The following is a 23,283-nucleotide window of genomic DNA, read 5'->3' as shown; positions in this document are numbered from 1 at the left end:
CGTGGTAGCTGGGATAGCCGTATATGCTTTATACTTCGTTTGCGCCTTACCCCCGCGCAACGTTTCCCTCTGGCCAAACCCTCGCCTGCACTCTCCCCCATCAGGAGATGGTTGTGCGCCAAATTCCCAAACTCCATACGTTCAAGTTCAAGATTACAGCCCTGTTGGTGCTGATGGTCATGTTCGCCACCGCTTTGATCGCCGGCGTTTCCTTGCTGGTGGCTGAGCAGGAAATGCGCAAGGTGATTGCTACGCAGGAAATGTCCATGCTGTCGAGCGCGGCGGCCTATCTCGATCGTGACATCACTTCCAAACAGCAAGTCCTGCGCGTGATGGCCGAGAGCTTGCAGGCCGAGCCGCTGGCGGCGACCGAAATCCAGGCCCAGCTCGAGCTGCGCGCGGCGCTGCGCGACGAGTTCTTCAACGTCACCGCCTACGACGCCGACGGCAAGCTGGTCGCCAATTTGCAGGACCGCCGCATGATCGGCAAGCTCAACAGCAAAAACCGCCAATATTTCCGCGATACCGTCGTGGCCCAGGAAGGCATCGTTTCAGCGCCGTTTCGCAGCGTGCTGTCCGGCCGCCCGGTGCTGGCCATCACGCAGCCCGTGTTCCGCCATGACGGCAACATCGACTACATCCTGGTCGGCACCATCGACCTGCAACGCCCTGCCTTTGCCGGCCAGTTGCAAGCGCTGCGCGGCAAGGCGGAGGGCTACCTGTTCATCCTGACCGCCGACGGCACGACACTCTATCACCCCGACCAGAACCGCGTGCTGACCCAGGCTGCCGGCCCGGGGACTCTGGGCGCCTCGGTGCTGGCCAACGGGGAAGGATGGCGCGACGACCTGGTCGATGAGGGCAAGCCGGTGCTGCTGGCGCATAAACGCCTGCAGAAAGCCGACTGGACGCTCGCGGTGTCCTTCCCCATCCGCGACGCTTTCGCCTCGATGGCCAGCCTGCGCTGGCGTGCCCTGGCCGCCGCATCGGTGGTGGGCCTGCTGGCGGGCATGGCGATCTGGCTGTTGTTGCGCACCATGCTGGCGCCCCTGTACCAGCTATACGGCCAGGTGCGCGCCTTTGGCCGCGGCCACATCGATATCGAACAGTTCAACTCTGCCAAACCCGATGAATTCGGCCACCTGAGCCGCGCCTTTTACCAAGTGGCGCGCCAGCAGCAGATGGCCGAGCGCAACCTGCAGCGCCTGGCCACCACCGACCCGCTGACCGGTGCCCACAACCGCCGCATGTTCGACGAGTTCTTCCCGCAGGCGCTGAAGCGCGCCGTCCGCGCCGGCCAGCAGATCGGCCTGGCCGTGCTCGACATCGATTACTTCAAAGGGATCAACGACAACTTCGGGCACCAGGCCGGCGACGCCGTGCTGGTGCAATTTGCCGACCGCCTGCGCAACGCGGTGCGCAGCACCGATACCGTGGCGCGCATCGCCGGCGACGAATTCGTGATCGTGTTCGAACACCTGGAGGCCGGCCACGACGTCAACCTGCTGGGCCAGAAAATCGTGGCCGCCATGCGGGCTCCATTCGATGTCAACGGCCGTCCGCTGAACGTCACGGCCAGCATCGGCATCGCCCTTACCACCGAATTGCCAGCCGACGTCGACAAGGTGATGCTGGCGGCCGACCAGGCGCTCTATTGCGTGAAGGCGGCGGGCCGCAACGGCTTTGCGGTCAATACGGTCGGTGCCGAGCGCATGTTGTCGGTGCGCGAGTTCGTGGCGCCGGCCAAAGCCGACAAGAAGAGCTGGCCTTCCAGCCGCTTCTGATCAATGGCGTGACGGGATCGCCGCCGGGCGCACCTGCGATTGCGCCATGCCGGACATGCTGCGGCACTCGCTGGCGCAACGGCGGCAGGCGATCGCGCAATCCTTGCAATGCTCATGCGTGTGCTGCTCGCACTCGTCGGCGCAGGCATCGCATAGTTCGGCACACGCCTGGCACAGGCTCGAAGCGAGCTTGCTGCCGCGCTGCATGAGGCCGACGCAGACGCGGCACACCTGGGCGCAATCGATATCGGTGGCGATGCAGTGGGCCAGGCTGGCCACGTCCTGCTCCTGCAGGCAACTGGCGGCGCAATGGTCGCAGGCGGCGGCGCAATCATTGCAGGCGTCAATGCAGGTCTGATACAGTTGCTGGGTCATGAGGGCCTCCTTTCGGAAAGGGCCAGACTAGCACCCACCCCGCTTGGAGCGCGCACAGCTTGCCCCATGCGGAATTCGCCGACCAGGGCCACCAGCGTTGCCGCCTGCTGCTGCAGGCTTTCCGCCGCTGCGGCGGCCTGCTCCACCAGGGCGGCATTTTGCTGCGTTACCCCATCCATCTGGCTGATGGCCTGGTTGACCTGGCCGATGCCGTTGCTCTGTTCACCGCTGGCGGCGCTGATCTCGTTGACGATATCGCTCACACGGCGCACGCTGGCCACCACCTCGTCCATCGTGGTGCCGGCCTGCGCCACCAGCGCACTGCCCGCCTCCACTTCACCGACCGAACTGCCGATCAGCTCCTTGATTTCTTTCGCCGCCGCCGCGCTGCGTTGCGCCAGGTTGCGCACCTCGCTTGCCACCACAGCAAAGCCGCGGCCCTGCTCGCCGGCGCGCGCCGCTTCAACCGCGGCGTTCAGGGCCAGGATATTGGTCTGGAACGCGATGCCGTCGATCACGGAAATAATGTCCACCACCTTGCGCGAGGAGTTGTTGATCGAGGCCATGGTGTCGACCACCTGCGACACCACCTGGCCGCCGCGCGCCGCCACTTCCGACGCCTGCGCCGCAAGCTGGTTGGCCTGGCGCGCATTGTCGGCGTTCTGCCGCACGGTACTGGTCAGCTGCTCCATCGTGGCGGCGGTTTCTTCCAGCGCACTGGCCTGCTCCTCGGTACGTGACGAGAGGTCGCTATTGCCCTGCCGGATTTCCGTGCTGGCGGTTGCCACGTTCTCGGACGATTCGCGCACCCGCGCCAGCACCGAGTGGATTTTCGCCACGAAGCTGTTGAAGCCGCTGCCGATCACCGCCAGTTCATCCTTGCCGTGCACTTCCAGGCGCGCGCCCAGGTCGGCGTCGCCGCTGGCCAGTCCGGTCATCGCGTCCGCCAGTTCGCGTACCGGCCGCATCAGGCGGAACAGCACCGTCACCAGGATAAAGCCCATCGCCACCGCGCAGACCAGCGAGACCAGCAAGGTGTATTTCATCAGCTGGCGCGCAGGGGCCGTCGCCACCGCATGCGGGAAGCTCATTTTCACCGCCCACGGCGCGATATCGGGATGCAGCGCCAGTGGCTGCAGCAGGTGCACCATATCGGCCTGGTCCGTGTACTCGTAGGGCTTGCCGGTGCGGATCGCTTCCAGGCCCTCCTTCGGGATATCGCTGGCCGGCTTGCCGATCAAGGCTTCAGTCGGGCTGCTCGCATACAGCCCGCCGTTCGACACCAGCGACAGCCGGCCGCCCTCGATGGACTTCAAGCCCTTCAGGATCTCGCCCAGCCGCGTCAGCATGAAGTCGGCGCTGGCCGTGCCGCGGAACTCGCCGCCGATCAAGATCGGCGCCACCAGGGAGGCCATCAGCACGTCCTTGCCGTTCACCGGGTAGGAATACGGTTCGGTGAAGAACACCTTGCCGGTGCGCTTGGGGATGTCGTACCAGTCGTTGGCGCCGGGCTTGGGATCGAACACAATCGGTTCCACATTGGTGCCGCCACCCGGCGCCTTGGTGTAGTACGGCATGTAGCGCCCGCTGGCATCGAACTCCGGCTTCTTGTCGGCGAATTCGGCATCCTTGTTGTCCAGCGCATTCGGTTCCCAGGTGACGGCGCCGCCGACCAGGTCTTCCGAACCGAGCACCACGGTCTTGGTGATTTCACCAGTCTGCTCGCGCGACAGAGGCAGGTTGGCGCCGCGTGTGGCCCGCTGGGTGGCGCCAAGCTGGATCACCGAGGCCAGGTTGCGCCCGATGCGCGACTGCAGTGCCGACGCCGCAGCCGCAGCCTGGGTGCGCGCCAGGTCCATCGCATCGCGTTCGGCAGTGCGGCTGGCCTCGAAGCCGGTGACGGCGGCGGTGATGCCCAGGCTGAGCACCACCAGCGCGGTGGCCGTAACGTTGATCTTGGCGTTCAGCGAGAGGTTCGACAACATGCGGCGCTCCTCAGAAGGTCTTGGCGACGGTCAGGACAAAGGTGGCCTTTTCCGTATTCGAGAAGGCCAGCTGGCCGTTCGCGTCGGGCACGCCGTTGGTGTAATCGCGATACACATTGGTCGCGCCCCAGCCGCGCGTGACGGCGGCGGCAACCGACCAGCCGCCCTCCAGGGCCTTGGTCACGCCGGCCTTGGCATCGCGCCAGTCCCAGATCCGGTTGCCGGCCCCGCCCACGCGCGCATCGCCGGCATGCAGGTTGAGCGTATAGCCATTGCCCAGGTCCTGGTTCAGGCCGATGTCGAGGTAGCGGGTGCCGCGCCCGTGCGTGATGCCGAAGAAGTGCGGGCTGACCGTGTAGTTGTATTTGACGTAGGCGGACTTGTAGGTCAGGCCCAGCGACAACTCGGTGTAATTGAAGGTGGTATCGGTGGCGCTGACCCTGGCGCCGGGATAGAGGTACTCGTAGAGGATCAGGCTGTAGCCGATATCGCCCTTGCTGGCCGAGTAGCCGGCGTACAAGTCCCATTCGACCGTGGCATCTTCAACGAACTTGTCGCTGACGTTCGAGGCCCAGGTGCCGGCCACCAGCCCGCTGGGATGAACGTAATCGATGCCCAGCTGCAGCGCCGGCTTGTCCCAGGTCTGCCGGATGCCGCGCGAGACATACTGGCTGGCCAAGGTAACGGTGGTGGTAAGGGTTGGCGCCGGGGCCTGCTGCGCCATGACTGCATGCGGCAACAAGGCCGCCAACCATAAGCTGCGTTTCATCACACCCTCGCTTTCTTATTGTTCGGGGAGATGCAAACAATACTATCAGGCTATTCGCAGGAGCTCCAAACGATTCTATGCCGCAACAGCTTTACGGGCGTGTTTTACGCGATACATGGCCTGGTCGGCCAGCTCGATCAGCTTGTCCATGTCCTGTCCGTCTTCCGGACTGATGGCGTAGCCGATGCTGGCGCCCAGGCGCAGCGCGCGCCCTTCGAATTCGAACGGCGCGCCGATGGCCTTGGTGATGCTGTGGCATTTGCTGCCCACGCCGTCGCGGTCGCGCACGCCGCACAGGATGATGCCGAATTCATCGCCGCCCAGGCGGGCCGCCAGGTCTTCCTGCCGCAGCTCGCGCGAGATGCGGTCGGCCACCTGGCAGATGGCGGCATCGCCGGCACGGTGGCCCAGCTTGTCGTTGATCGCCTTCAGGCCGTCCATGTCGATGTTTACCACAGCCACGTTGCTGCAGGCGCGGCTGGCTTGCGACAGCTGCTGGCGCAGGCGGTCGTAGAACAAGGCCCGGTTGGCCAGGCTGGTCAAGGCATCATGCGTGGCGCGGTGATACAGGTCACTCGATTCGTATTGCACCGCATGGTAGATGGCGGCGCCAATCAGCTCCGACAGCAAACCCAGGATTTGCGCGTGGTAAGCGTCAAAGGCATTGACGTGCGGCGCACCGACTTTCAGCACACCGACAGTCTGGCCCTCGTGGCGTAACGGCACCACCAGCATCGAGCGCAGGCCGACCTTGCGGCAAGCCGCACGGTCTACCCGGGCATCGGTTTCGGAATCGTCGCATTGCAGGATCTTGTCCTGCGCGACGCACAGGCCGGACAGGCTGCCATCGCGCTTCAGCCGCAGGCCGAGCGCGCCTTGCGCCACGCCGGCGGCGGCGCGGTACACCATCTCGCTGCCTTCGGCCAGCTCCACCACCGCGGCAGTGGCGCCGCACAAGGCGCCGGCGCGCTGGCAGACCAATTGCATTACGCCGCCGAGGTCCAGGCCCTGGCGGGCAATATCAGTTTGAAGATTGATGATCTCCAGCAATATCGCCGGATTCAGGTTCAGTGCATTCATCATGCCGCCACCACAAAATCTCACACATTTTCACAGCTTTAAGTGTGGCGCATCTGTGACCAGTTAGCAACTTTTTTAGCTTCTTTCATGCTAGCTTTTGCGGCGGCGTCACGCGCCTTGCGGTGCATGGCGCGGCGGCCCAGCCACAGCACCAGGCCGGTGATCATGAAGGCCAGCGGCGCCAGGCCGCTGAACGAGACCAGGACCCTGCCCGCCATGCCGAAGGCTTCGCCGGTATGCAGCGGGAATTGCCAGTTGAGGAAAGTATCGCCGGAAGCGGCAGTCAAGGGATCGCGCACACGCAGCACCGCGCCGCTGAAAGTATCGACGCTGACGCGGGTGTTGCCGTCCCCTGCGCGGATTTCGCCATCCTGGCGCATGCGGATTTCGTACGGCGTCTTGGCCGAACCCAGCGTCACCCGCGACAGGCGCCCTTGCGGCACCCGCTGCTGGGCGATTTCCAGGGCGGTGGCGACGTTGAGCGGCTGACGGCCTTCAGCCGGGCCATTGGCCACCTTGCCATTGTGTTCCAGCGTCGCCACGGCTCCCACCACCGGGCGCACCCAGTCCGGCAGGTTCATCGCCATGCCGGTAAAGCCCAGCACGGCCAGCATCGGCGTCATGAAGAAGCCCGCCGAGCGGTGGAAGCTGAAGTTGAACTGGCGCGACGTCACGGCACCCCGCACGGCCAGCGATTTGCGGAAACTGGACAGCGTATGCTTCGGCCACCACATCGCAAAGCCCAGCAGCGAGGTGACTAGCAGCAGCAGCCCGCTGACGCCGATCACGGTCTTGCCGAAATCGCCGGCCAGCATATAGCGGTGCAACTGGAACAGGGTCGGCATCAACAACTCACGCGACAGGCCGATTTCGCCATAGTTGCGTTCGCCCAGGATGTCCAAGGTATAGCGGTCCAGCATGACCTGGCGCGAAATCTCGTTGTCGAAACTGCCCTTGTCCTTGTTCGGCTTGCGGTACCAGGCCACATAGACGTCGCCTGCCTCGAACGGCAGCATCAGCATGGTCGGCTTGCCATAGCCGGGCGCGGCGGCCAGGCGGTCGAAGGCCGCCTGCGCCTGGGCCGGGGTTGGCGCGACATCAGGCTTGCCGTCCGCGCCGCGCGAATGCAACAGGCTTGGGTTCAGCGCCCCATCCAGCTCATGGGTCCAGGCGATCACCACGCCGGTCAGGCCGGCCATGACGAAGATCGCCCCGAATACCAGGGAGACATACAGGTGGATATCGCGCAGCCGCGCACGCAGCAAACCGGTCAGCATTTTTTATGTCAGCAATAAAATGTTTGAAATTATAAATGAGAATGATTATCATTGCTGCCTTCTTTTGTATCTTTCTGTTTAGGAGTCACTAAATGACCACGTTGAATCCCCTCACCCGCGCCGTTGCACTGGCCTGCCTCGCCCTCTCCGGGGGTGCGGCTTTGGCACAAGGCGCCGAGGAGCCGATGAAGGAAGTGGTCGTTACGGCAACCCGCCACAGCAAGAGCGTCGACAAGATTCCGGGCGCCGTCAGCGTGATTTCGCAGAAGGAACTGGAAGCCCAGTATCTGTTGGCGGACGATCCTTCCGCCGCACTGGCCACCTATATCCCGGGCTATGCCCCAAGCCGCCAGAAAATGAGCTCCACCGGCGAATCGCTGCGCGGCCGCAATGCCCTGATCCTGCTGGACGGCGTACCGCAAACCAACCCGCTGCGCGGCGGCATGCGCGAAGGCTATATGGCCGATACCGCCATCATCGAGCGCGTGGAAGTGATCAACGGCGCTTCCGCCATGCAGGGCATGGGCGCCACCGGCGGCATCGTCAACTACATCACCAAGTCGCCGAAAGCGGAAGGCACCAGCCAGGCGGTCAATGTGCGCATGTCGTCCCAGCTGCGGCACGATAGCCTGGACTGGAAAACCGGTTACACCCTGCAGCACAAGTCGGGCGACTTCGACCTGCTGGCCTTCGGCAGCATCCAGCAGCGCGGCCTGGGTTACGACGGCAAGGGCCGCCCGCTCGGCATCGAAGCAGTGCAAGGCGACACCATGGATTCCGAAGGCAGCGACCTGTTCTTCAAGGTCGGCAAGAATTTCGGCGACCAGCGCCTGCAACTGACCATCAACCGCTTCCGCATGGAAGGCGACGGTGACTACAAGCCCGTCAATGCCAACTTCGCCAGCGGCACCCCGACCAGCGCTACGCCTGGCACGCCGCCTGGGGCACCACCTCGCAACAAGGTGGAAACCAGCAGTTTCGAATACCGCCATAACGACTTGCTGGGCGGCAGCTTCAACGCACAGTTCTTCAAGCAAGACTTCGCCTCGCTGTACGGCGCGACCAATACGTCCACCTTCCAGGACGCGGCAATTGCACCGAAAGGCACCCTGTACGACCAGTCCGAAGTGGTGGCCGACAAGTATGGCACCAAGCTGACTTACGTGCGCCCCGACACGCTGGTCAAGGGCCTGGAATTCACCGCCGGCCTGGACTACCTGCGCGACCGCACCAAGCAATGGCTGGCCGGCACCGGCCGCACCTGGGTACCGACGCTGGATTTCACCTCGCTGGCCCCGTTCACCCAGCTCGAATATGAAATCGGCCCGCTGACCGTGCGCGGCGGCGTGCGTCATGAGGACGCCAAGCTGAACGTCGACACCTACACCACCCTGGCAGCCTACGGCAACCGCCTGGTGCAGGGCGGCGAGCGCTCCTTCACCAAGAACGTCAAGAACATCGGCGCAGTGTGGCGTTTCAACCAGAACTGGTCGGCCTTCGTCTCCAGCGCAGAAGGCTTTGGCCTGCCGGACGTGGGCCTGGTGCTGCGCGCAGTGAACAAGCCCGGCCAATCGGTGGACCAGCTGTTCGACATGCAGCCGGTCATCACGCGCAACAACGAGATTGGCCTGAACTGGCGCGGCGCCATGGGCAGCCTGGGCGCCTCGTTTTATGATTCGCGCTCCAAGCTCGGTACCGCACTGCGCGTGAACTCCGCCGGCATCGGCCAATTGGACCGCGTCCCGACCACCGTGCGCGGCTGGGAGATTTCCGGCGAGCTGCGCGCCACGAAATCGTTGTCGGCCTTCGGTTCCTTCGCCCGCACCATGGGCAAGACCGCTACCGCGGCCGGCGCCCCGATGGACGTCGAACTGGGCGCCCGTTCGCAAGGCCCGGGCAAGCTGGTGGCAGGCACCAACTGGCAGTTCATGCCGAAAGCGACCATGCGCCTGCAGGCGACCACCCTGTTCGACCGCGACATCAACGTCGGCCGCAGCGTGGGCACCACCAACCTGGAGGAGCACTTCAACGGCTACACCCTGGTGGACCTGGCGGGCGGCTACGACTCGCCATGGGGCAAGCTGGGCGTGGGCATCGAAAACCTGGCCGACCGCCAGTACATCGGCTACTACCCGCAATCGGTCAGCTACAAAGACCCGGTCTCGCACTTCGCCGGCCGCGGCCGCACCCTGTCGGTCAGCCTGACCCGTTCGTTCTAAAACAACACACCGCGGCGCGGGACTGGGCTATACTGCCAAATCCCGCGCCCCACCCTTGCGCAATATTTCATCCCGGCCAAGACCTCGCCACCTGTTCCAAGCAAGGAATCGGCTGTGCGCACCTTATCTCTCAATACCGGATTCGATTATTCGCGCAAGTTTGCGCGCGATGCTTCTTTGCCATTGCCTGCCGGCTTTCCCGCCGCGCTGGAAGGCAGTTATCAGCAGGACATCGTTCCCGCCAAATTCCGTTCCTTCAGCCAGGCCTGCATGCTGTGCATGCTGCTATACCTCTCCTTCGGCGTTCTCGATATCTGGGCTTTGCCCAATTCGCTGGGTTTGGCCTGGGTGGTGCGTACCGTCGTCGTCCTGGCAACCCTGGCCTGCCTCCTGGGCGCATGGCGCAACCGCCAATGGTTCGTCAGGAATTATGCTGTGCTGACTACCGGCCTGTACGGACTCTGGGGTGCCGGGATCGAAGCGATCATCGCGTCCTCCGCTCCGGGCGAAGCATCCTGGACGCACTACTACGCCGGCCTGACACTCGTCACCACCGCACTCTATACCTGGACTTACGTCACGCCGAAAGCGGCCGGCATCCTGGGCGCTTGCCTCACCATCGCCTATATTGCCATCGCCACCGGATTGCAGCGGCTGCACGAGGGGCCGGAAAGCAGCGCGCTGGTTGCAATCGTCTTCTTCCTGGTCAGCACCAACCTGATCGGATTGCTTTCCATGCTGGCGCGCGAAAACTTTTCCAGGCAGGCTTTCCTGCTCAAGCACATGCTGCGCCAGGACCTGGAAAACGCCGGCAATGAGCAGCGCCATTCGCAGCATATGTCCGAACATGACCACCTGACCGGCCTGCCGAACCGCCTGCGCTTTGAACGGCGCGTGCATGAACTGTTTTCCAACGCGAGGCTGACCGGGAACAGCGTCGGGCTGCTGTTTATCGACCTTGACGGATTCAAACCGATCAACGACCAATACGGTCACGCGGCCGGGGACGCAGTGCTGACCGACGTGGCAAAGAAGCTGATGGGAATGATCCGTCCCGAAGACCTGGTGGCACGGCTGGGGGGCGACGAGTTCGTCATCGCCATCCCGCTGGCGATGAACAACACCGATCGCATCCACAGCCTGCGCCTCGCCCTATCCATACGCATCGGCCAGCCGCTCCAATGGGAGGGCAAGACTCTGCATGTCACCGCCAGCATCGGCACCGCATGCTACCCCGAACATGGCGGCTCGCTCTCGCAAGTACTGGCGGAAGCCGACCATGCAATGTATCTCGATAAACAGCGTGCCGGCAGCCGGCGTGCTTGCGGCCTGAGGGAAACCGTGACTTCCGAATGACGCGGCAAAGCGCCAGCGGGCGTTCAAATGCCCCACTGGACTTTCAGCGTAACGCCCTTGCTGGAGCCGGGCAAGGCGCCGTTGGCGTCGGTCGTGGCGCCGATGGAGACAATGCGGTCGTGGCGCGTGGTGCGTTTATATAACAGCGAACGGTGGCGGTATCGCTCGCTCCACGGCTCCAGCAACTGCGGCGGCAGGTCCTGGCGTTCCGAAGCCGTGTTCTGCACGATCATGCGCAGGGCATCGCGCGGCGTGGCGTGCAGGGTTCCGATCCAGCGCCAACCGGTGTCGCTGAAGTCCTGCAGGCTGCGGTGCTTGACCCAGGAGCGGTTCCAGCGGTGGTCCGATTCCAGGCTCCACCCGCCTGCCAGGGGGAAGCGCAAGTTCGCTTCCAGTTCCAGGTTGCCGCCCTTCCCTACCTGGTCCGCTTCCACGTCGAGCTGGCGGCCCAGCGTCAATTCGCCTTTCAGCTTGACGAACCACGGCGACGGCGTGCTTTCGATGCCCATATGGACTGCCGGGGTCTTGTGCAGCATCGCGCCGGCGCGGCCGCGCTGGCGGTCGATGCCAAGGTCGGCCCAGTAGCGCGTCTGGTGCCCGGCATAGAACCAGACACCGGGCCGTACCCAGCGCTGCACTGTTTCGTGCGACAGCGTGCGGATTTCGTGCAAGCCGAGATGCAGCTCCGTCTCGTACGCGTCGAATAGCGCCAGGTTGCGGGCACCGGTGCGGCGATTGATTTCAAGGTCGCCTTTGATGATGCCTGCCTGCGGCACGAAACCATTGTCATTGGCGAAGTTGGTGCCGATGACTTCGAGCTGCGCGATGTTCGACCAATCGTCGGAACTGTAATTCAGCCTGCCGTAGCCATAGCCGCTATTGCGCGCATCGCCGGCCACCGCGCGGCCTTCGCTGTCGAATTGCGACGTGGTGCGCGAGGCCATGGCCGTCCAGGCAAGCTGGATATGTCCTTCGCCATTGGCCGGCGCGCGCCACTGGCCGTCGGTGCCGAGCACGGTGTTGCGCGCGCCGTCGCCATAATCGCGGTCGGACAGGAAGACGCCGGCTACCGCTTCCTCGCCATGGCGGCGCGCGCGCAGCAGCGTTACCTTGCTGTCGCCGGCGCTGGCATGTTCCTGCGTTTCATAGGGACTGCCGCGCATCACGATGCCGCCAGAGCGGTCGTCCAGGGCCAAAGCCGTGGCGTCCGCATCGGCACCGCGCCAAGTGGCGCGCATGCCCCAGCGCGGATCGGCCACGGTGCGCGAGTAGAACGCCGGCAGCCGCATGCCCAGCACGTCCGCGCTTTCCAGGAAGAAGCCACGCTTTTCCGGCAGGCTCAATGCGATGCGGTTGGTGCCGTTGCTGGTGGGGGCGTCAATCTCCACCTGCGAGAAGTCGGGGTTCAGCGTGGCGTTGAAGACCCAGTCGGCGCGCGGGCGGGCGCTGATATCCATGCCAAGGCTGGTCTGGCTGCTGCGCTGGCCGTAGTCGCGCTTGAAACGCTGGGTGAGCTCGGGACGGAATTCCCAGAAGGCTTTGTCCTGCACTGCCGGCAGCACTTGCGCCATGCCTTCGATTTCTTCCATCTCGGCGATGAAGTGCAGCGATTCCTTTTTCAGGGGCGCGCTGAGCAGAAGCATATTGTCTTCATGCGGCACGCTGCGCTCGAGCATCAGGCGCCACGCCTTGCCCTCGCCATACGGGAAGCGCAGGCTCGATAGCGGCCAGCGCACTTCCATCGTATAGCCGTCGGGCAGCAGGTGGACCGCGCTCTCCACCGGATAGTCGGGGCCCAGGTCTTCCTCGTCTTCATCGGCGCGATAAATACCGTCGCTCATGACCCCGGCGACGTTGACGCGCACGAATTGCGCCGAGCGGCCATGGCCAGCCGGGTCGATCCAGATGCCGATGAAATCCTGGTCGCGGTCCACCTTGTCGCGCCGCGCCAACGTGCCGTTCAGGGTCTTCGGGTCGCCGTTCCAGGCGCGGATGCCGAACACCAGCGCATCCCGGTCCACCAGGACGCGCAATGTGGTGCGCAAATGTTCCGGCGCGTCGCGATCGTCTTCCGGCTGGTATTGGTAGAAGCGCGTATTGACGGGCGCCAGTTCCCAGGCCGCGTCGTCAAGGCGCCCATCGAGCTGCAGCGCAAGCGCTTGCGGTGCCACGTGCGCAGCGACGCTGCGGCGTTTTGGCTCCTCGCTTTCAGCGGCAAACAATGGGATGGAAACAGCAAACTGGGAAAAAACCAGGAAGCGTAAAAAATTTCGGGGAAACATGACCTAGATTATAGATTTGCCAATTCGGCGCTGGCAAGCGAACATAGGGGTGCTAGCATGAAGGCCACTTCAATGAGGGGATTCATGGGATTGACCTGTCAACAGCTCACATGCCGCCGCGGCCGCAATACCTTGTTCGCGGGCGTCAGCTTTTCGCTGCAAGCCGGCGCAGCGCTCTGGGTGCAGGGCCGAAATGGCAGCGGCAAGACTACCCTTTTACGCTCCCTTTGCGGGCTCGCCCTGCCCGACCGCGGTGCCGTGCATTGGGATGGCCAACCTATCCTATCGGCACGCGCCCACTACCATTCCCATCTGCTTCACATCGGCCATGCGGATGGCCTGAAGCCTGATCTGCTGGCATGGGAGAACCTGGCGCTGGGCGGCCTGCCTGGCGAACGATGCAGCCGCGAGGATGCATTGCGGGCATTGGACGAAATCGGGCTGAAGGCGGAAGCCCGGCGCCCGGTGCGCCTGCTCTCGCAAGGGCAGCGCAAGCGTGTGGCCCTGGCCCGCCTGCTGCTGTCGCCAGCGCGTCCCTTGTGGATCCTCGATGAACCGCTGGCCGCGCTGGACCAGGCCTCTGCGGAGCAAGTCAGCCAGGTCATGCGGGCACATTGCGCGCGCGGCGGCATGCTGGTCCTGACCACGCACCAGGAGCCGGCCCTGCCAGGCGCACGCGCCTTGCATCTGGGAGCCCCATGCTGAAAGCGGCCCGCCAGTTGATGCAGCGCGACCTGCTGCTGGCCATGCGCCGGCGCAGCGATGCCCTCATGCCGCTGGCCTTCTTCCTTGTCACGACCACGCTGTTCCCGCTGGCGATCGGACCGGACACCACATTGCTGCGCAGTGTGGCGCCAGGCATTGTATGGGTGGCTGCCTTGCTGGCATCCCTGCTTGGCTTGCAACGCCTGTTCGCCGACGACCACGCCGACGGATCGCTGGAGCAGTTGCTGCTGTCGCCGCAGCCGCTGGAACTGCTGGTGTTGGCCAAGGTTTGCGCACACTGGCTGACCTCGGGCCTGCCCCTGCTGGTACTGGCTCCGCTGGTCGCCTTGCAGTACGGCCTCGATCCCCAGGCAATGGGTGTGTTGTGGATCGGACTCCTGCTTGGCACACCCGTCCTGAGCCTCCTGGGCAGCATCGGCGCCGGCCTGGCGCTGGGCGCGCGTGGCGGCAGCGTCCTTGTTGCACTGATATTGATGCCCCTGTATATTCCCTTGTTAATTCTCGGTAGCTCGTCAGTTGTAGCCGCCAGCGATGGTACCGGCAGTGCGCCCCACCTGATGTTGCTGGGGGCCCTGCTGGCAGGTTCGCTGGCCGCCGCACCATGGGCCACCGCCGCAGCGCTGCGGATCGCACACGAGTAGGACGGAGTTCATCTTATGAATCAACCATATTATTCCACCGCAAACGGCGCCAGGCGCCTCACGGTGTTCACCTTCGCCTCCCCGCGCAACTTCTATCACCTGGCCGGACACCTGATCCCCTGGTTCGCCGCGCTCGGCGTCTTAACAGGCTTGGCCGGCCTTGCTATTGGATTGCTGGTAGCGCCGGCGGACTTCCAGCAAGGCGACGCTTACCGCATCATCTTTGTCCACGTGCCGGCGGCGTGGATGTCGATGCTGATCTATATCGCGATGGCGGGATGGGCCGGCTTCGGCCTGGCCTACCGCACCGGAGTGTCTTCTATCATGGCCAGCGCACTGGCACCCACCGGCGCCCTGTTCACCTTCCTCACGCTGTGGACCGGTGCCTTGTGGGGCAAGCCGACCTGGGGCGCCTGGTGGGTATGGGATGCGCGCCTGACGTCGGAACTGATCCTGCTGTTTCTTTACCTTGGCTATATGGGCCTGCACGCGTCGATCGCCGACCCGCGGCGGGCCGACCGCGCGGCAGCAGTCCTGGCCCTGGTCGGCGCGGTGAACATCCCGATCATCTATTTCTCGGTTTATTGGTGGAACACCCTGCACCAGGGGCCATCCGTCACGCTTGGCAACGCACCCACCATGGCGACCGCCATGCTGGCAGCCATGCTATTGATGGTGGCGGCGTTCTGGTGTTACGGGATCGCGGTAGCGCTGCGCCGCGCACGCTGCATCGTGCTGGAGCGGCACGGCAGCGCTGCGTGGCTGCGCCGGAGGACAAAATGAATTGGCATGGTTTGCAGGACTTCCTGGCCATGGGCGGCTACGGCTCTTATGTATGGGGTTCATTCAGCGTGGTGTTCGGACTGATGATTCTTGAAGTGTGGGCGCTGGGACGGCGCGAACGCGCGACGCAGGCCGCTGTCGCCAACCATGGCGACGAGGGTGCGCCATGAAGCCGCGCCACCAACGCCTTGCCCTGATCGGCGCCAGCCTGGCTGCATGCGGCATCGCGGCGGCGCTGGTACTGTCGGCCTTCCGCGACAACCTGGTGTTCTTCTTCACGCCCTCGCAAGTGGTAGCGGGCAGCGCTCCGCGCAACGGCATCTTCCGCATCGGCGGCCTGGTGGAACAAGGCAGCGTGCGGCGCCTGGAGGACGGCCTGACTGTGAGCTTCGTCATCACCGACAACGTGCGGAAAGTGCCGGTGCATTACCAGGGCACCCTGCCCGACCTGTTCAAGGAAGGCAAAGGGGCCGTGGCACAAGGCCGCCTGGGCCAGGGCGCGCTGTTCCTGGCACAGGAGGTGCTGGCGAAGCACGATGAGAACTATATGCCGAAAGAAGCCGCGCACGCGCTGGAACAAGGGCGCGCGCCGGCATCCCTGAAAGGCTCGCAATGATCGCCGAAACAGGCAATTTCGCGCTGATACTGGCTTTGCTGCTGGCTGCCGTGCAGGGTTTCCTGCCGCTGGCCGGCGCACAGCGCGGCGACGTGCGTTGGATGGCGCTGGCGCGCCCGGCGGCCACAGGGCAATTCATTTTCAGCACGCTGGCGTTCGGCTGCCTGTTCTATGCCCTGTACGCCAACGATTTCTCGCTGCGCTATGTGGCGCAGCATTCCAATTCCCTGCTGCCCTGGCAGTACCGCCTGAGCGCGGCCTGGGGCGGACATGAAGGTTCGCTGTTGCTGTGGACCTGGCTGCTCTCTGCCTGGACCTTTGCCGCCGCCGGCCTGTCGCGACAACTGCCGAGCGAGGTGCAGGCGCGCCTGGTCGGCGTGCTTGGACTGGTGGCGCTTGGCTTCCTGCTGTTCCTGGTGCTGACCTCCAATCCCTTCCTGCGCGTGCTGCCGGCAGCGCCGGACGGCAATGACCTCAATCCTCTGCTGCAGGACGCGGGCATGATCGCGCACCCGCCCTTGCTGTATATGGGCTACGTCGGCTTCTCGGTGACATTTGCGTTCGCCATCGCAGCGCTGCTGGGCGGCCGGCTCGATGCCTCCTGGGCGCGCTGGTCGCGGCCCTGGGCCCTGGCCGCATGGAGCTTCCTCACGCTGGGCATCGCCATGGGCAGCTTCTGGGCCTATTACGAATTGGGCTGGGGCGGCTGGTGGTTCTGGGATGCGGTGGAGAACGCGTCCTTCATGCCGTGGCTGGTCGGCACCGCGCTGCTGCATTCGCTGACCGTGACGGAAAAGCGCGGCATCTTCCGTAGTTGGACCGCACTGCTGGCCATCCTGGCGTTTTCACTGTCGCTGCTGGGCACCTTCCTGGTGCGCTCCGGCGTACTGACGTCGGTGCATGCCTTCGCCACCGATCCGCGCCGCGGCGCCTTTATCCTGGCCTACCTGGCCGTGGTGGTCGGCGGCTCGCTGCTGCTGTATGCATGGCGTGCGCCGCGGCTGCGCCAGCGCACCGTATTCCCGCCGCTGTCGCGCGAATCGCTGCTGTTGTTGCAGAACGTCGTCATGCTGGCAGCAATGGGAACCGTACTGCTTGGCACGCTGTATCCGCTGATGCTGGACGCACTCGGCGCGGGCAAGATTTCCGTCGGACCGCCCTACTTTGAAAAAGTCTTTGCACCGATGATGTTGCCGGTGTTGCTACTGGTCGCCGCCGGTCCTTTCGCCAGCTGGCGTAACGGCACCTTGACCCAGTTGGCGCGACGGCTGCGCTGGCCGGCCGCCATTGCGCTTGGCGCCGGCACTGGCGCAGCGCTGCTGGTGCGCGGCTCGCTCATGTCCTCGCTCGGCCTGCTGCTCGCCACCTGGATCCTGCTCGGCACCGGCTGGCAGTTGCTGCAGCAACGCGGCAAGCTGGCGCGCCAGCCACGTTCGTGGTGGGGCATGCTGGCGGCGCACGCCGGCCTGGGCGTGTTCGTGATCGGCGTCACCATGGTCAAGGGCCATGAGCTGGTGCAGGACGTCGTACTGGCACCCGGCCAGCAAGCCTCGCTCGGGGAGTACAGCTTCACTTTGCAAAAGCTGGAAGATGCGCGCGGGCCGAACTACACCGCATTGCGCGCCAGCGTGAGCGTAGCGCGCGACGGGCAGGCATTGGCGCTTCTTCATCCCGAACAGCGCCGCTATACCGTGGCACAAGACACCATGACCGAGGCCGCCATCGACCGCAGCCTGCTGCGCGACCTGTATGTATCGCTTGGCGACTCGGCCGGCGACGGCAGGTGGCTGCTGCGCATACAGCTCAAGCCATTCGTCGGGTGGATCTGGGGTGGCTGCCTGCTATTCGCCATCGGTGGCCTGCTGGCGGCGTCCGACCGCCGCTATCGCAGTCCCCGCCAGGCGCGGCATGTTGCGGCCCCGCATGCGCCTTCTCTGGCGGGCATGCCCTTGCTCCAGGAGCCACAATGAAGCGCTTCATCCTTCCCATCGGCCTGTTCGCGGTGCTGCTGGCCTTCCTTGGCATCGGCTTGCAGCGCAACCCGCGCGAGCTGCCGTCTCCCTTGATCGGCAAGCCCGTGCCGCAGTTCTCGGCGCAGATGTTGGACAACCCTGCCGACACCATCTCTCCCGCCAAGATGCAAGGGAAAGTGTGGGTACTGAACGTCTGGGCCTCCTGGTGCGAAGGCTGCCGCATCGAGCACAAGGACCTGATGGACCTGTCGCGCGCCGTTGACGCGCCCGTGATCGGCTTGAACTACAAGGACCAGCGCGACGACGCCCTGCGCTGGCTGCAGAACAATGGCAACCCCTATCGCCAGATCGCTTTCGACCATGATGGCCGCATCGGCATTGATTTCGGCGTGTACGGCGTGCCGGAGACTTTCGTGATCGACCGCCACGGCATCATCCGCATGAAGCATATCGGCCCGTTGTCGGCGCCCGCAGCGCGCGAACGCGTTGCCCGCATGGTGAAGGAACTGGCCAATGGCTGATACCGCAAGCACCACCGCGCTGGAGGCACGTACCATGGCGCTCGCCGGTGAACTGCGCTGCCTGGTGTGCCAGAACCAGAGCCTGGCCGATTCGCACGCCCCGCTGGCTCTCGACCTGCGCGACCAGATCCAGCGGCAATTGGCCCAGGGCCGCAGCGAACAGCAAGTGGTGGACTTCATGGTACAGCGCTATGGCGACTTCGTTTTATATGAACCGCCGCTGAACCCCAGCACCGCCCTGCTGTGGTTCGGGCCCCTGCTGCTGCTCGCAGCCGGTGTCGTGGCGCTGCGAGGCTTCTGGAGGAGCAAGCAATGAGCATGTTCATCGCCATCATCGCGGTCATGTCCGCCATCGCGCTGGCTTGCATTGTGCCGGCGCTGCTGCGCCGCATCGAAGTCGCCGATCCGGCCCCGGCATCGGGCGACTTGATTGTCCGGCGCCCGCAAACCCGGCTTGCCTTGCTGATCTCCGTGCTGCTGCCGGTGGCGGCCGTCGCGATCTACATGCAGGTCGGCCGGCCCGACACACTGAATATGCCGCCCGAACTGATGGCAGCAGCGGCGACGCCAAGCGACCATGGCCCGTCGGAAGAAGACATTCCCGCCATGGTTGAACGCCTGGCCGAACGACTCCGCACACAACCCGGGGACATCGACGGCTGGCACATGCTGGCACGTTCCTACAGTGCGATGAACCGCTATTCCGATGCTGCCAAAGCCTACGGCCATCTCGCGACGCTCTTGCCGCAGGACGCCGGCGTGCTGGCCGACTATGCCGACGCGCTGGCCACGGCGCAAGACGGCGCCTTGAACGGTGAACCTGAACGCCTGATCGAACGCTCCCTCGCCATCGACCCGCAGCAACCGAAGGCGCTCGCCCTTTCAGGCAGTGCCGCCTTCGCTCGCGGCGACTTCGCACGCGCAGAGAAGCAGTGGCAAGCAGTCCTGCCGCTGATTCCAGGTGACTCGGAGTTCGCCCGCTCAACGCAGGCGGGAATCGCCGAAGCGCGAGCGCGCCAGGGTATCCCCGCAGCGACAGGCGAGGCGGCACCCGCACGTCTTTCAGGCACCATTCGCCTGGCCGCCGGCAACACTCCGCCGCATCCGGGCCAGACGCTGTTCATCTACGCCCGCGCAGCCGACGGCTCACCGATACCACTGGCCGCAATCAAGCGCCCGGTTGGCGACTTGCCGCTCCAGTTTGTGCTGGACGACAGCAACGCACTGGCAGCGGGAACGCGCCTTGCCGGGGCGGGTCAGTTGATCGTAGGGGCCCGCATCTCCGCCAGCGGCAGCGCAACGCCGCAAGAGGGAGACCTCGAGGGGCAAGCCGCGCCGGTTAGCGCGGGCAGCAGCGGATTGGTGATCGAGCTGGCCCCTCGCGCCACGGCGGCCAAATAGTTTCATGTCAGGCAAAGCGCTTAACCTGCGCTAATTTTTTGAAGCATCTTTCTCCGTAAAATGGTGAACAAAATGGAAAACAAAGAACCAGTCGCCACCAAGGCGCAAGAATTGAAGGTCTTCCTGTTCATGACGGTGGTCCTTGCCCCGATCCTCGCGGTAGCAACCGTAGGCGGCTACGGCTTCATCGTCTGGATGTACCAGATGCTGACCGGCCACCTGCCAGGCGCGTGACCATGGCTACAGAAATCCACATCGCCGGCATCATCGTCCACGTCACTCCCGCACAAGTTGCGGAGGTGCGCGGCCAGCTTGCCATCCTGCCCCGCTGCATCGTGCACGCCGCTGAAGCGGACGGTCGACTGATCGTCACCGTCGAAGCGGAAAGCGCGCCCCGCACACTCGACGCGATGGACGCCATCCGGGCCCTGCCCGGCGTCCTCAATGTCGCCCTGGTTTACCAGCATGCCGAACCGGCCAACTCAATGGACGAGGAAATACAATGAAACAAACTCGCCGTGATTTCATCACACAGACTGCCGCGATGACGGCAGCCGCCACCGCCGGCATCCAGCTACCGGCCGCCGCCTCCAATGTCGTCACCGATGCAGCCAAGACCCAGCTCAAATGGAGCAAGGCGCCCTGCCGCTTCTGCGGCGTGGGCTGCGGAGTCAACGTCGGCGTCAAGGATGGGCGCGTGGTCGCGACGCATGGCGACATCAACGCCGAAGTCAATCGCGGCGTCAACTGCGTCAAGGGCTACTTCCTGTCGAAGATTATGTACGGAGCCGACCGCCTGACCCAGCCCCTGATGCGCATGAAGAACGGGAAATACGCGAAAGACGGCGAATTCCAGCCGGTGTCGTGGAATGCCGCTTTCGACGAAATGGCGAAGCAGTTCAAGAAGGTGCTGAACGAGAAGGGCCCGACTGCTGTCGGCATGTTCGGTTCCGGCCAATGGACGATCTGGGAAGGCTATGCCGCCTCCAAGCTGATGAAGGCCGGCTTTCGCACCAATAACCTCGACCCGAACGCGCGCCACTGCATGGCGTCCGCCGTGGCGGGCTTCATGCGAACATTCGGCATGGACGAACCGATGGGCTGCTACGACGACATCGAAGTGGCCGATGCCTTCGTGCTGTGGGGCTCCAATATGGCCGAGATGCACCCGATCCTGTGGACCCGCATTACTGACCGCCGCCTGTCCAACCCGCACGTAAAAGTGGCCGTGCTGTCGACCTACGAGCACCGCAGCTTCGAGTTGGCCGACCAGCCGATTGTCTTCACGCCGCAGACCGACCTGGCAATCCTGAACTACATTGCCAATTACATCATCAAGAACAACCGCGTGCACAAGGACTTCGTCAACAAGCACACCCGCTTCGTGATGGGCAACAAAGACATAGGCTACGGCCTGCGCCCGGATCATCCGCTGCAAAAGGCCGCCGCCAATGCCGGCGACGTCGGCGGCGGCAAGCCAAGCACGTTCGAAGAATTCGCGAAGTTCGTCAGCGCCTATGATGTCGAATCCGTCTCGAAACTGAGCGGCGTTTCGCGCGACCGCCTGGAACGGCTGGCCGAACTGTATGCCGATCCGAAAACCAAAGTGACCTCGTTCTTCACCATGGGCTTCAACCAGCATACGCGGGGCACCTGGTGCAGCAACCTGCTGTACAACATCCATCTGCTGACAGGCAAGATCTCCTCGCCAGGCAACAGCCCGTTCTCGCTGACCGGCCAGCCTTCCGCCTGCGGTACCGCACGCGAAGTCGGCACCTTCTCGCATCGCTTGCCGGCCGATATGCTGGTCACGAATCCCAAGCACCGCGAGATCGCCGAAAAGATCTGGAAGCTGCCGCCCGGGACCATCCCCGACAAGCCAGGCTTCCATGCGGTGCTGCAAAGCCGCATGCTCAAGGACGGCAAGCTGAATGCCTATTGGGTCATGTGCAACAACAATATGCAGGCAGGACCGAACGTGATGGGCGAGATCTTGCCCGGCTGGCGCAATCCGGACACGTTTGTCGTGGTCTCCGACCCCTACCCGACCGCCAGCACCACCGCGGCCGACGTGATCCTGCCAACCGCCATGTGGGTGGAAAAGGAAGGCGCTTACGGTAACGCGGAACGCCGCACCCAATTCTGGCACCAGTTGGTGAGCGCACCGGGCGATGCACGCTCCGACCTGTGGCAGCTCATGGAATTCTCGAAGCGCTTCAAGATGGAAGAAGTGTGGCCGGCGCCACTGTTGGCCGCCATGCCCGCCTACAAAGGCAAGACGTTGTTCGATGTCCTGTACCGCAACGGCCAGGTCGACAAGTTCCCAGTTTCTCAGATCGAGGCCGGCTACCAGAACGATGAAGCCAAGGCCTTCGGCTTCTATCCGCAGAAGGGCCTGTTCGAGGAATACGCTAGCTTTGGCCGCGGGCATGGCCACGACCTGGCACCGTTCGACTCCTACCACCAGGCGCGCGGACTGCGTTGGCCGGTGGTCGACGGCAAGGAGACCCGCTGGCGCTATCGCGAAGGGCTCGACCCCTACGTCAGGAAGGGCGAAGATGTGCGCTTCTATGGCCACCCGGACGGCAAGGCGGTGATATTCGCGCTGCCTTACGAGAAGCCCGCCGAATCGCCGGATAAGGAATACCCGTTCTGGTTATCCACCGGCCGCATGCTGGAGCACTGGCACACCGGCACCATGACGCGCCGTGTGCCGGAGCTGTACCGCGCAGTACCGAATGCAGTCTGCTTCATGCACCCTGAAGACGCCAAGGCACTTGGCGCCCGGCGCGGTGACCTGATCGAGGTCAAGTCGCGGCGCGGCATGATACAGACGCGCGTCGAAACTCGCGGCCGCAACCGGCCGCCGCGCGGACTGGTGTTCATCCCCTTCTTCGACGCCAGCCAGCTGGTTAACAAGGTGACGCTGGACGCTACCTGCCCAATCTCACTGCAGACTGACTACAAGAAGTGTGCAGTCAGCATCCGCAAGGTCTAGGAGCCATGGCCATGAAAAAATTTGCATTCCTTCTCGCTCTCCTTCTGCCGCTGTCGCTGCTGGCCCAGGTACCGGCGCCGCGTGCGCTCGATAATATGCGCGGGCCGACGCCTCTGGCGGAGACCACCAAGCCGGCGCCGATGGTCAATCCGGACAACAGCGACATCCGCCGCGTACGTAACTACTCCATGCAGCCGCCGGTGATCCCGCACAAGATCGAGGGCTACCAGACCGACAAGAGCGCGAACCGTTGCATGATGTGCCACGCCCGTACCCGCACCCAGGAAAGCCAGGCGCCGATGATCAGCGTGACGCATTTCCAGAACCGTGACGGCAACTTCCTCGCCGAACTGTCGCCACGACGCTACTTCTGCCTGCAATGCCACGTGCCGCAGGCGAATCTCGAACCGCTGGTGCCCAACCAGTTCAAGGACGTGGACACCATGCTGAATCCAAGCGCGCCAGGCGCGCCGGCCAAGCACAAATAAGGAGGCGCC

The 23,283-nt window shown here is 64.1% G+C and carries 22 protein-coding genes; 16 read left to right on the top strand and 6 right to left on the bottom strand.

Annotation, left to right across the window (positions count from 1 at the left end; all coding sequences use genetic code 11):
- The first annotated feature begins 113 nt into the window (after positions 1-113).
- Complete coding sequence (locus BM269_RS19300; RefSeq protein ID WP_229204708.1) at positions 114-1,784, top strand: sensor domain-containing diguanylate cyclase; 1,671 nt, start codon at positions 114-116, stop codon at positions 1,782-1,784.
- Here the strand turns inward: BM269_RS19300 and BM269_RS19295 are convergent, their stop codons facing one another.
- The 5 genes from BM269_RS19295 to BM269_RS19275 all read right to left on the bottom strand — a co-directional run bounded on the left by BM269_RS19295 (position 1,785) and on the right by BM269_RS19275 (position 7,270).
- Positions 1,785-2,159 (bottom strand): four-helix bundle copper-binding protein, encoded by a 375-nt coding sequence (locus BM269_RS19295; protein WP_090440573.1) that lies wholly within the window; start codon positions 2,157-2,159, stop codon positions 1,785-1,787.
- Positions 2,156-4,144, bottom strand: a complete 1,989-nt coding sequence (locus tag BM269_RS19290) for a methyl-accepting chemotaxis protein (protein WP_090440570.1) — start codon at positions 4,142-4,144, stop codon at positions 2,156-2,158. Before BM269_RS19290 ends, BM269_RS19295 begins: the two co-directional genes overlap by 4 nt.
- A gap of 10 nt (positions 4,145-4,154) precedes the next feature.
- Positions 4,155-4,913 (bottom strand): TorF family putative porin, encoded by a 759-nt coding sequence (locus BM269_RS19285; protein WP_090440567.1) that lies wholly within the window; start codon positions 4,911-4,913, stop codon positions 4,155-4,157.
- Between the two features lie 75 nt (positions 4,914-4,988).
- Positions 4,989-5,996, bottom strand: a complete 1,008-nt coding sequence (locus BM269_RS19280; protein ID WP_090440565.1) for a sensor domain-containing diguanylate cyclase — start codon at positions 5,994-5,996, stop codon at positions 4,989-4,991.
- A gap of 35 nt (positions 5,997-6,031) precedes the next feature.
- On the bottom strand, positions 6,032-7,270 hold the full coding sequence (locus tag BM269_RS19275) for a PepSY-associated TM helix domain-containing protein (RefSeq protein WP_090440562.1): 1,239 nt from the start codon (positions 7,268-7,270) through the stop codon (positions 6,032-6,034).
- Positions 7,271-7,362: 92 nt separating this feature from the next.
- On the opposite strand from BM269_RS19275, the gene BM269_RS19270 reads away from it, so the two are divergent.
- The gene (locus BM269_RS19270) at positions 7,363-9,489 is read left to right on the top strand and encodes a TonB-dependent receptor (RefSeq protein WP_229204707.1); all 2,127 of its coding nucleotides are present in this window, start codon (positions 7,363-7,365) and stop codon (positions 9,487-9,489) included.
- A 114-nt stretch (positions 9,490-9,603) separates the two neighbouring features.
- On the top strand, positions 9,604-10,845 hold the full coding sequence (locus tag BM269_RS19265) for a GGDEF domain-containing protein (protein ID WP_090440560.1): 1,242 nt from the start codon (positions 9,604-9,606) through the stop codon (positions 10,843-10,845).
- Positions 10,846-10,868: 23 nt separating this feature from the next.
- Here BM269_RS19265 and BM269_RS19260 read toward each other — a convergent pair whose 3' ends face one another.
- Positions 10,869-13,067, bottom strand: coding sequence for a DUF5916 domain-containing protein (locus BM269_RS19260; RefSeq protein WP_139232800.1), 2,199 nt, complete (start codon positions 13,065-13,067; stop codon positions 10,869-10,871).
- Positions 13,068-13,211: 144 nt separating this feature from the next.
- On the opposite strand from BM269_RS19260, the gene ccmA reads away from it, so the two are divergent.
- From ccmA to BM269_RS19195, 13 genes are all read left to right on the top strand, one after another.
- Entirely contained in the window at positions 13,212-13,832 is a 621-nt protein-coding gene (ccmA, locus tag BM269_RS19255; RefSeq protein WP_229204706.1) for a cytochrome c biogenesis heme-transporting ATPase CcmA, read from the top strand.
- Entirely contained in the window at positions 13,826-14,494 is a 669-nt protein-coding gene (gene ccmB / locus BM269_RS19250) for a heme exporter protein CcmB (protein WP_090440551.1), read from the top strand. Before ccmA ends, ccmB begins: the two co-directional genes overlap by 7 nt.
- A gap of 15 nt (positions 14,495-14,509) precedes the next feature.
- Positions 14,510-15,277: a heme ABC transporter permease CcmC gene (gene ccmC, locus BM269_RS19245; RefSeq protein ID WP_090440548.1), complete on the top strand. Its 768-nt coding sequence runs from the start codon at positions 14,510-14,512 to the stop codon at positions 15,275-15,277.
- Positions 15,274-15,447: a heme exporter protein CcmD gene (gene ccmD / locus BM269_RS19240; RefSeq protein ID WP_090440545.1), complete on the top strand. Its 174-nt coding sequence runs from the start codon at positions 15,274-15,276 to the stop codon at positions 15,445-15,447. Before ccmC ends, ccmD begins: the two co-directional genes overlap by 4 nt.
- Positions 15,444-15,893: a cytochrome c maturation protein CcmE gene (gene ccmE / locus BM269_RS19235; protein WP_090440543.1), complete on the top strand. Its 450-nt coding sequence runs from the start codon at positions 15,444-15,446 to the stop codon at positions 15,891-15,893. Before ccmD ends, ccmE begins: the two co-directional genes overlap by 4 nt.
- Entirely contained in the window at positions 15,890-17,863 is a 1,974-nt protein-coding gene (locus BM269_RS19230; RefSeq protein WP_090440539.1) for a heme lyase CcmF/NrfE family subunit, read from the top strand. Before ccmE ends, BM269_RS19230 begins: the two co-directional genes overlap by 4 nt.
- Entirely contained in the window at positions 17,860-18,387 is a 528-nt protein-coding gene (locus BM269_RS19225) for a DsbE family thiol:disulfide interchange protein (protein ID WP_090440536.1), read from the top strand. The genes BM269_RS19230 and BM269_RS19225 overlap by 4 nt, the downstream gene beginning before the upstream one ends.
- A complete protein-coding gene (locus tag BM269_RS19220; protein WP_090440533.1) occupies positions 18,380-18,703 on the top strand; it encodes a cytochrome c-type biogenesis protein in 324 nt (107 codons plus the stop codon). Before BM269_RS19225 ends, BM269_RS19220 begins: the two co-directional genes overlap by 8 nt.
- The gene (locus tag BM269_RS19215) at positions 18,700-19,788 is read left to right on the top strand and encodes a tetratricopeptide repeat protein (protein WP_090440531.1); all 1,089 of its coding nucleotides are present in this window, start codon (positions 18,700-18,702) and stop codon (positions 19,786-19,788) included. The genes BM269_RS19220 and BM269_RS19215 overlap by 4 nt, the downstream gene beginning before the upstream one ends.
- Positions 19,789-19,860: 72 nt before the next feature.
- Positions 19,861-20,022 carry a periplasmic nitrate reductase, NapE protein gene (gene napE, locus BM269_RS19210; RefSeq protein WP_090440820.1) on the top strand — a complete coding sequence of 54 codons (162 nt, stop codon included), beginning with the start codon at positions 19,861-19,863 and terminating at the stop codon, positions 20,020-20,022.
- A gap of 2 nt (positions 20,023-20,024) precedes the next feature.
- Positions 20,025-20,294: a chaperone NapD gene (locus BM269_RS19205; protein WP_090440528.1), complete on the top strand. Its 270-nt coding sequence runs from the start codon at positions 20,025-20,027 to the stop codon at positions 20,292-20,294.
- Positions 20,291-22,786: a periplasmic nitrate reductase subunit alpha gene (gene napA / locus BM269_RS19200; protein WP_090440525.1), complete on the top strand. Its 2,496-nt coding sequence runs from the start codon at positions 20,291-20,293 to the stop codon at positions 22,784-22,786. Before BM269_RS19205 ends, napA begins: the two co-directional genes overlap by 4 nt.
- Positions 22,787-22,791: 5 nt before the next feature.
- The gene (locus BM269_RS19195) at positions 22,792-23,274 is read left to right on the top strand and encodes a nitrate reductase cytochrome c-type subunit (RefSeq protein ID WP_090440522.1); all 483 of its coding nucleotides are present in this window, start codon (positions 22,792-22,794) and stop codon (positions 23,272-23,274) included.
- The last annotated feature ends 9 nt before the right edge of the window (positions 23,275-23,283 follow it).

The organism is Duganella sp. CF458 (assembly GCF_900113115.1).
GTDB lineage: Bacteria > Pseudomonadota > Gammaproteobacteria > Burkholderiales > Burkholderiaceae_D > Rugamonas.
This window is presented reverse-complemented; position numbering and strand designations above follow the sequence as displayed.

Bases quoted from the DNA above. Each gene is read 5' to 3' on its own strand.
- BM269_RS19295 (WP_090440573.1), bottom strand. From the start codon at position 2,159: ATGACCCAGCAACTGTATCAGACCTGCATTGACGCCTGCAATGATTGC.
- BM269_RS19290 (WP_090440570.1), bottom strand. From the start codon at position 4,144: ATGTTGTCGAACCTCTCGCTGAACGCCAAGATCAACGTTACGGCCACC.
- BM269_RS19285 (WP_090440567.1), bottom strand. From the start codon at position 4,913: ATGAAACGCAGCTTATGGTTGGCGGCCTTGTTGCCGCATGCAGTCATG.
- BM269_RS19280 (WP_090440565.1), bottom strand. From the start codon at position 5,996: ATGATGAATGCACTGAACCTGAATCCGGCGATATTGCTGGAGATCATC.
- BM269_RS19275 (WP_090440562.1), bottom strand. From the start codon at position 7,270: ATGCTGACCGGTTTGCTGCGTGCGCGGCTGCGCGATATCCACCTGTAT.
- BM269_RS19270 (WP_229204707.1), top strand. From the start codon at position 7,363: ATGACCACGTTGAATCCCCTCACCCGCGCCGTTGCACTGGCCTGCCTC.
- ccmA (WP_229204706.1), top strand. From the start codon at position 13,212: ATGGGATTGACCTGTCAACAGCTCACATGCCGCCGCGGCCGCAATACC.
- ccmB (WP_090440551.1), top strand. From the start codon at position 13,826: ATGCTGAAAGCGGCCCGCCAGTTGATGCAGCGCGACCTGCTGCTGGCC.
- ccmC (WP_090440548.1), top strand. From the start codon at position 14,510: ATGAATCAACCATATTATTCCACCGCAAACGGCGCCAGGCGCCTCACG.
- ccmD (WP_090440545.1), top strand. From the start codon at position 15,274: ATGAATTGGCATGGTTTGCAGGACTTCCTGGCCATGGGCGGCTACGGC.
- ccmE (WP_090440543.1), top strand. From the start codon at position 15,444: ATGAAGCCGCGCCACCAACGCCTTGCCCTGATCGGCGCCAGCCTGGCT.
- BM269_RS19230 (WP_090440539.1), top strand. From the start codon at position 15,890: ATGATCGCCGAAACAGGCAATTTCGCGCTGATACTGGCTTTGCTGCTG.
- BM269_RS19225 (WP_090440536.1), top strand. From the start codon at position 17,860: ATGAAGCGCTTCATCCTTCCCATCGGCCTGTTCGCGGTGCTGCTGGCC.
- BM269_RS19220 (WP_090440533.1), top strand. From the start codon at position 18,380: ATGGCTGATACCGCAAGCACCACCGCGCTGGAGGCACGTACCATGGCG.
- BM269_RS19215 (WP_090440531.1), top strand. From the start codon at position 18,700: ATGAGCATGTTCATCGCCATCATCGCGGTCATGTCCGCCATCGCGCTG.
- napE (WP_090440820.1), top strand. From the start codon at position 19,861: ATGGAAAACAAAGAACCAGTCGCCACCAAGGCGCAAGAATTGAAGGTC.
- BM269_RS19205 (WP_090440528.1), top strand. From the start codon at position 20,025: ATGGCTACAGAAATCCACATCGCCGGCATCATCGTCCACGTCACTCCC.
- napA (WP_090440525.1), top strand. From the start codon at position 20,291: ATGAAACAAACTCGCCGTGATTTCATCACACAGACTGCCGCGATGACG.
- BM269_RS19195 (WP_090440522.1), top strand. From the start codon at position 22,792: ATGGCCATGAAAAAATTTGCATTCCTTCTCGCTCTCCTTCTGCCGCTG.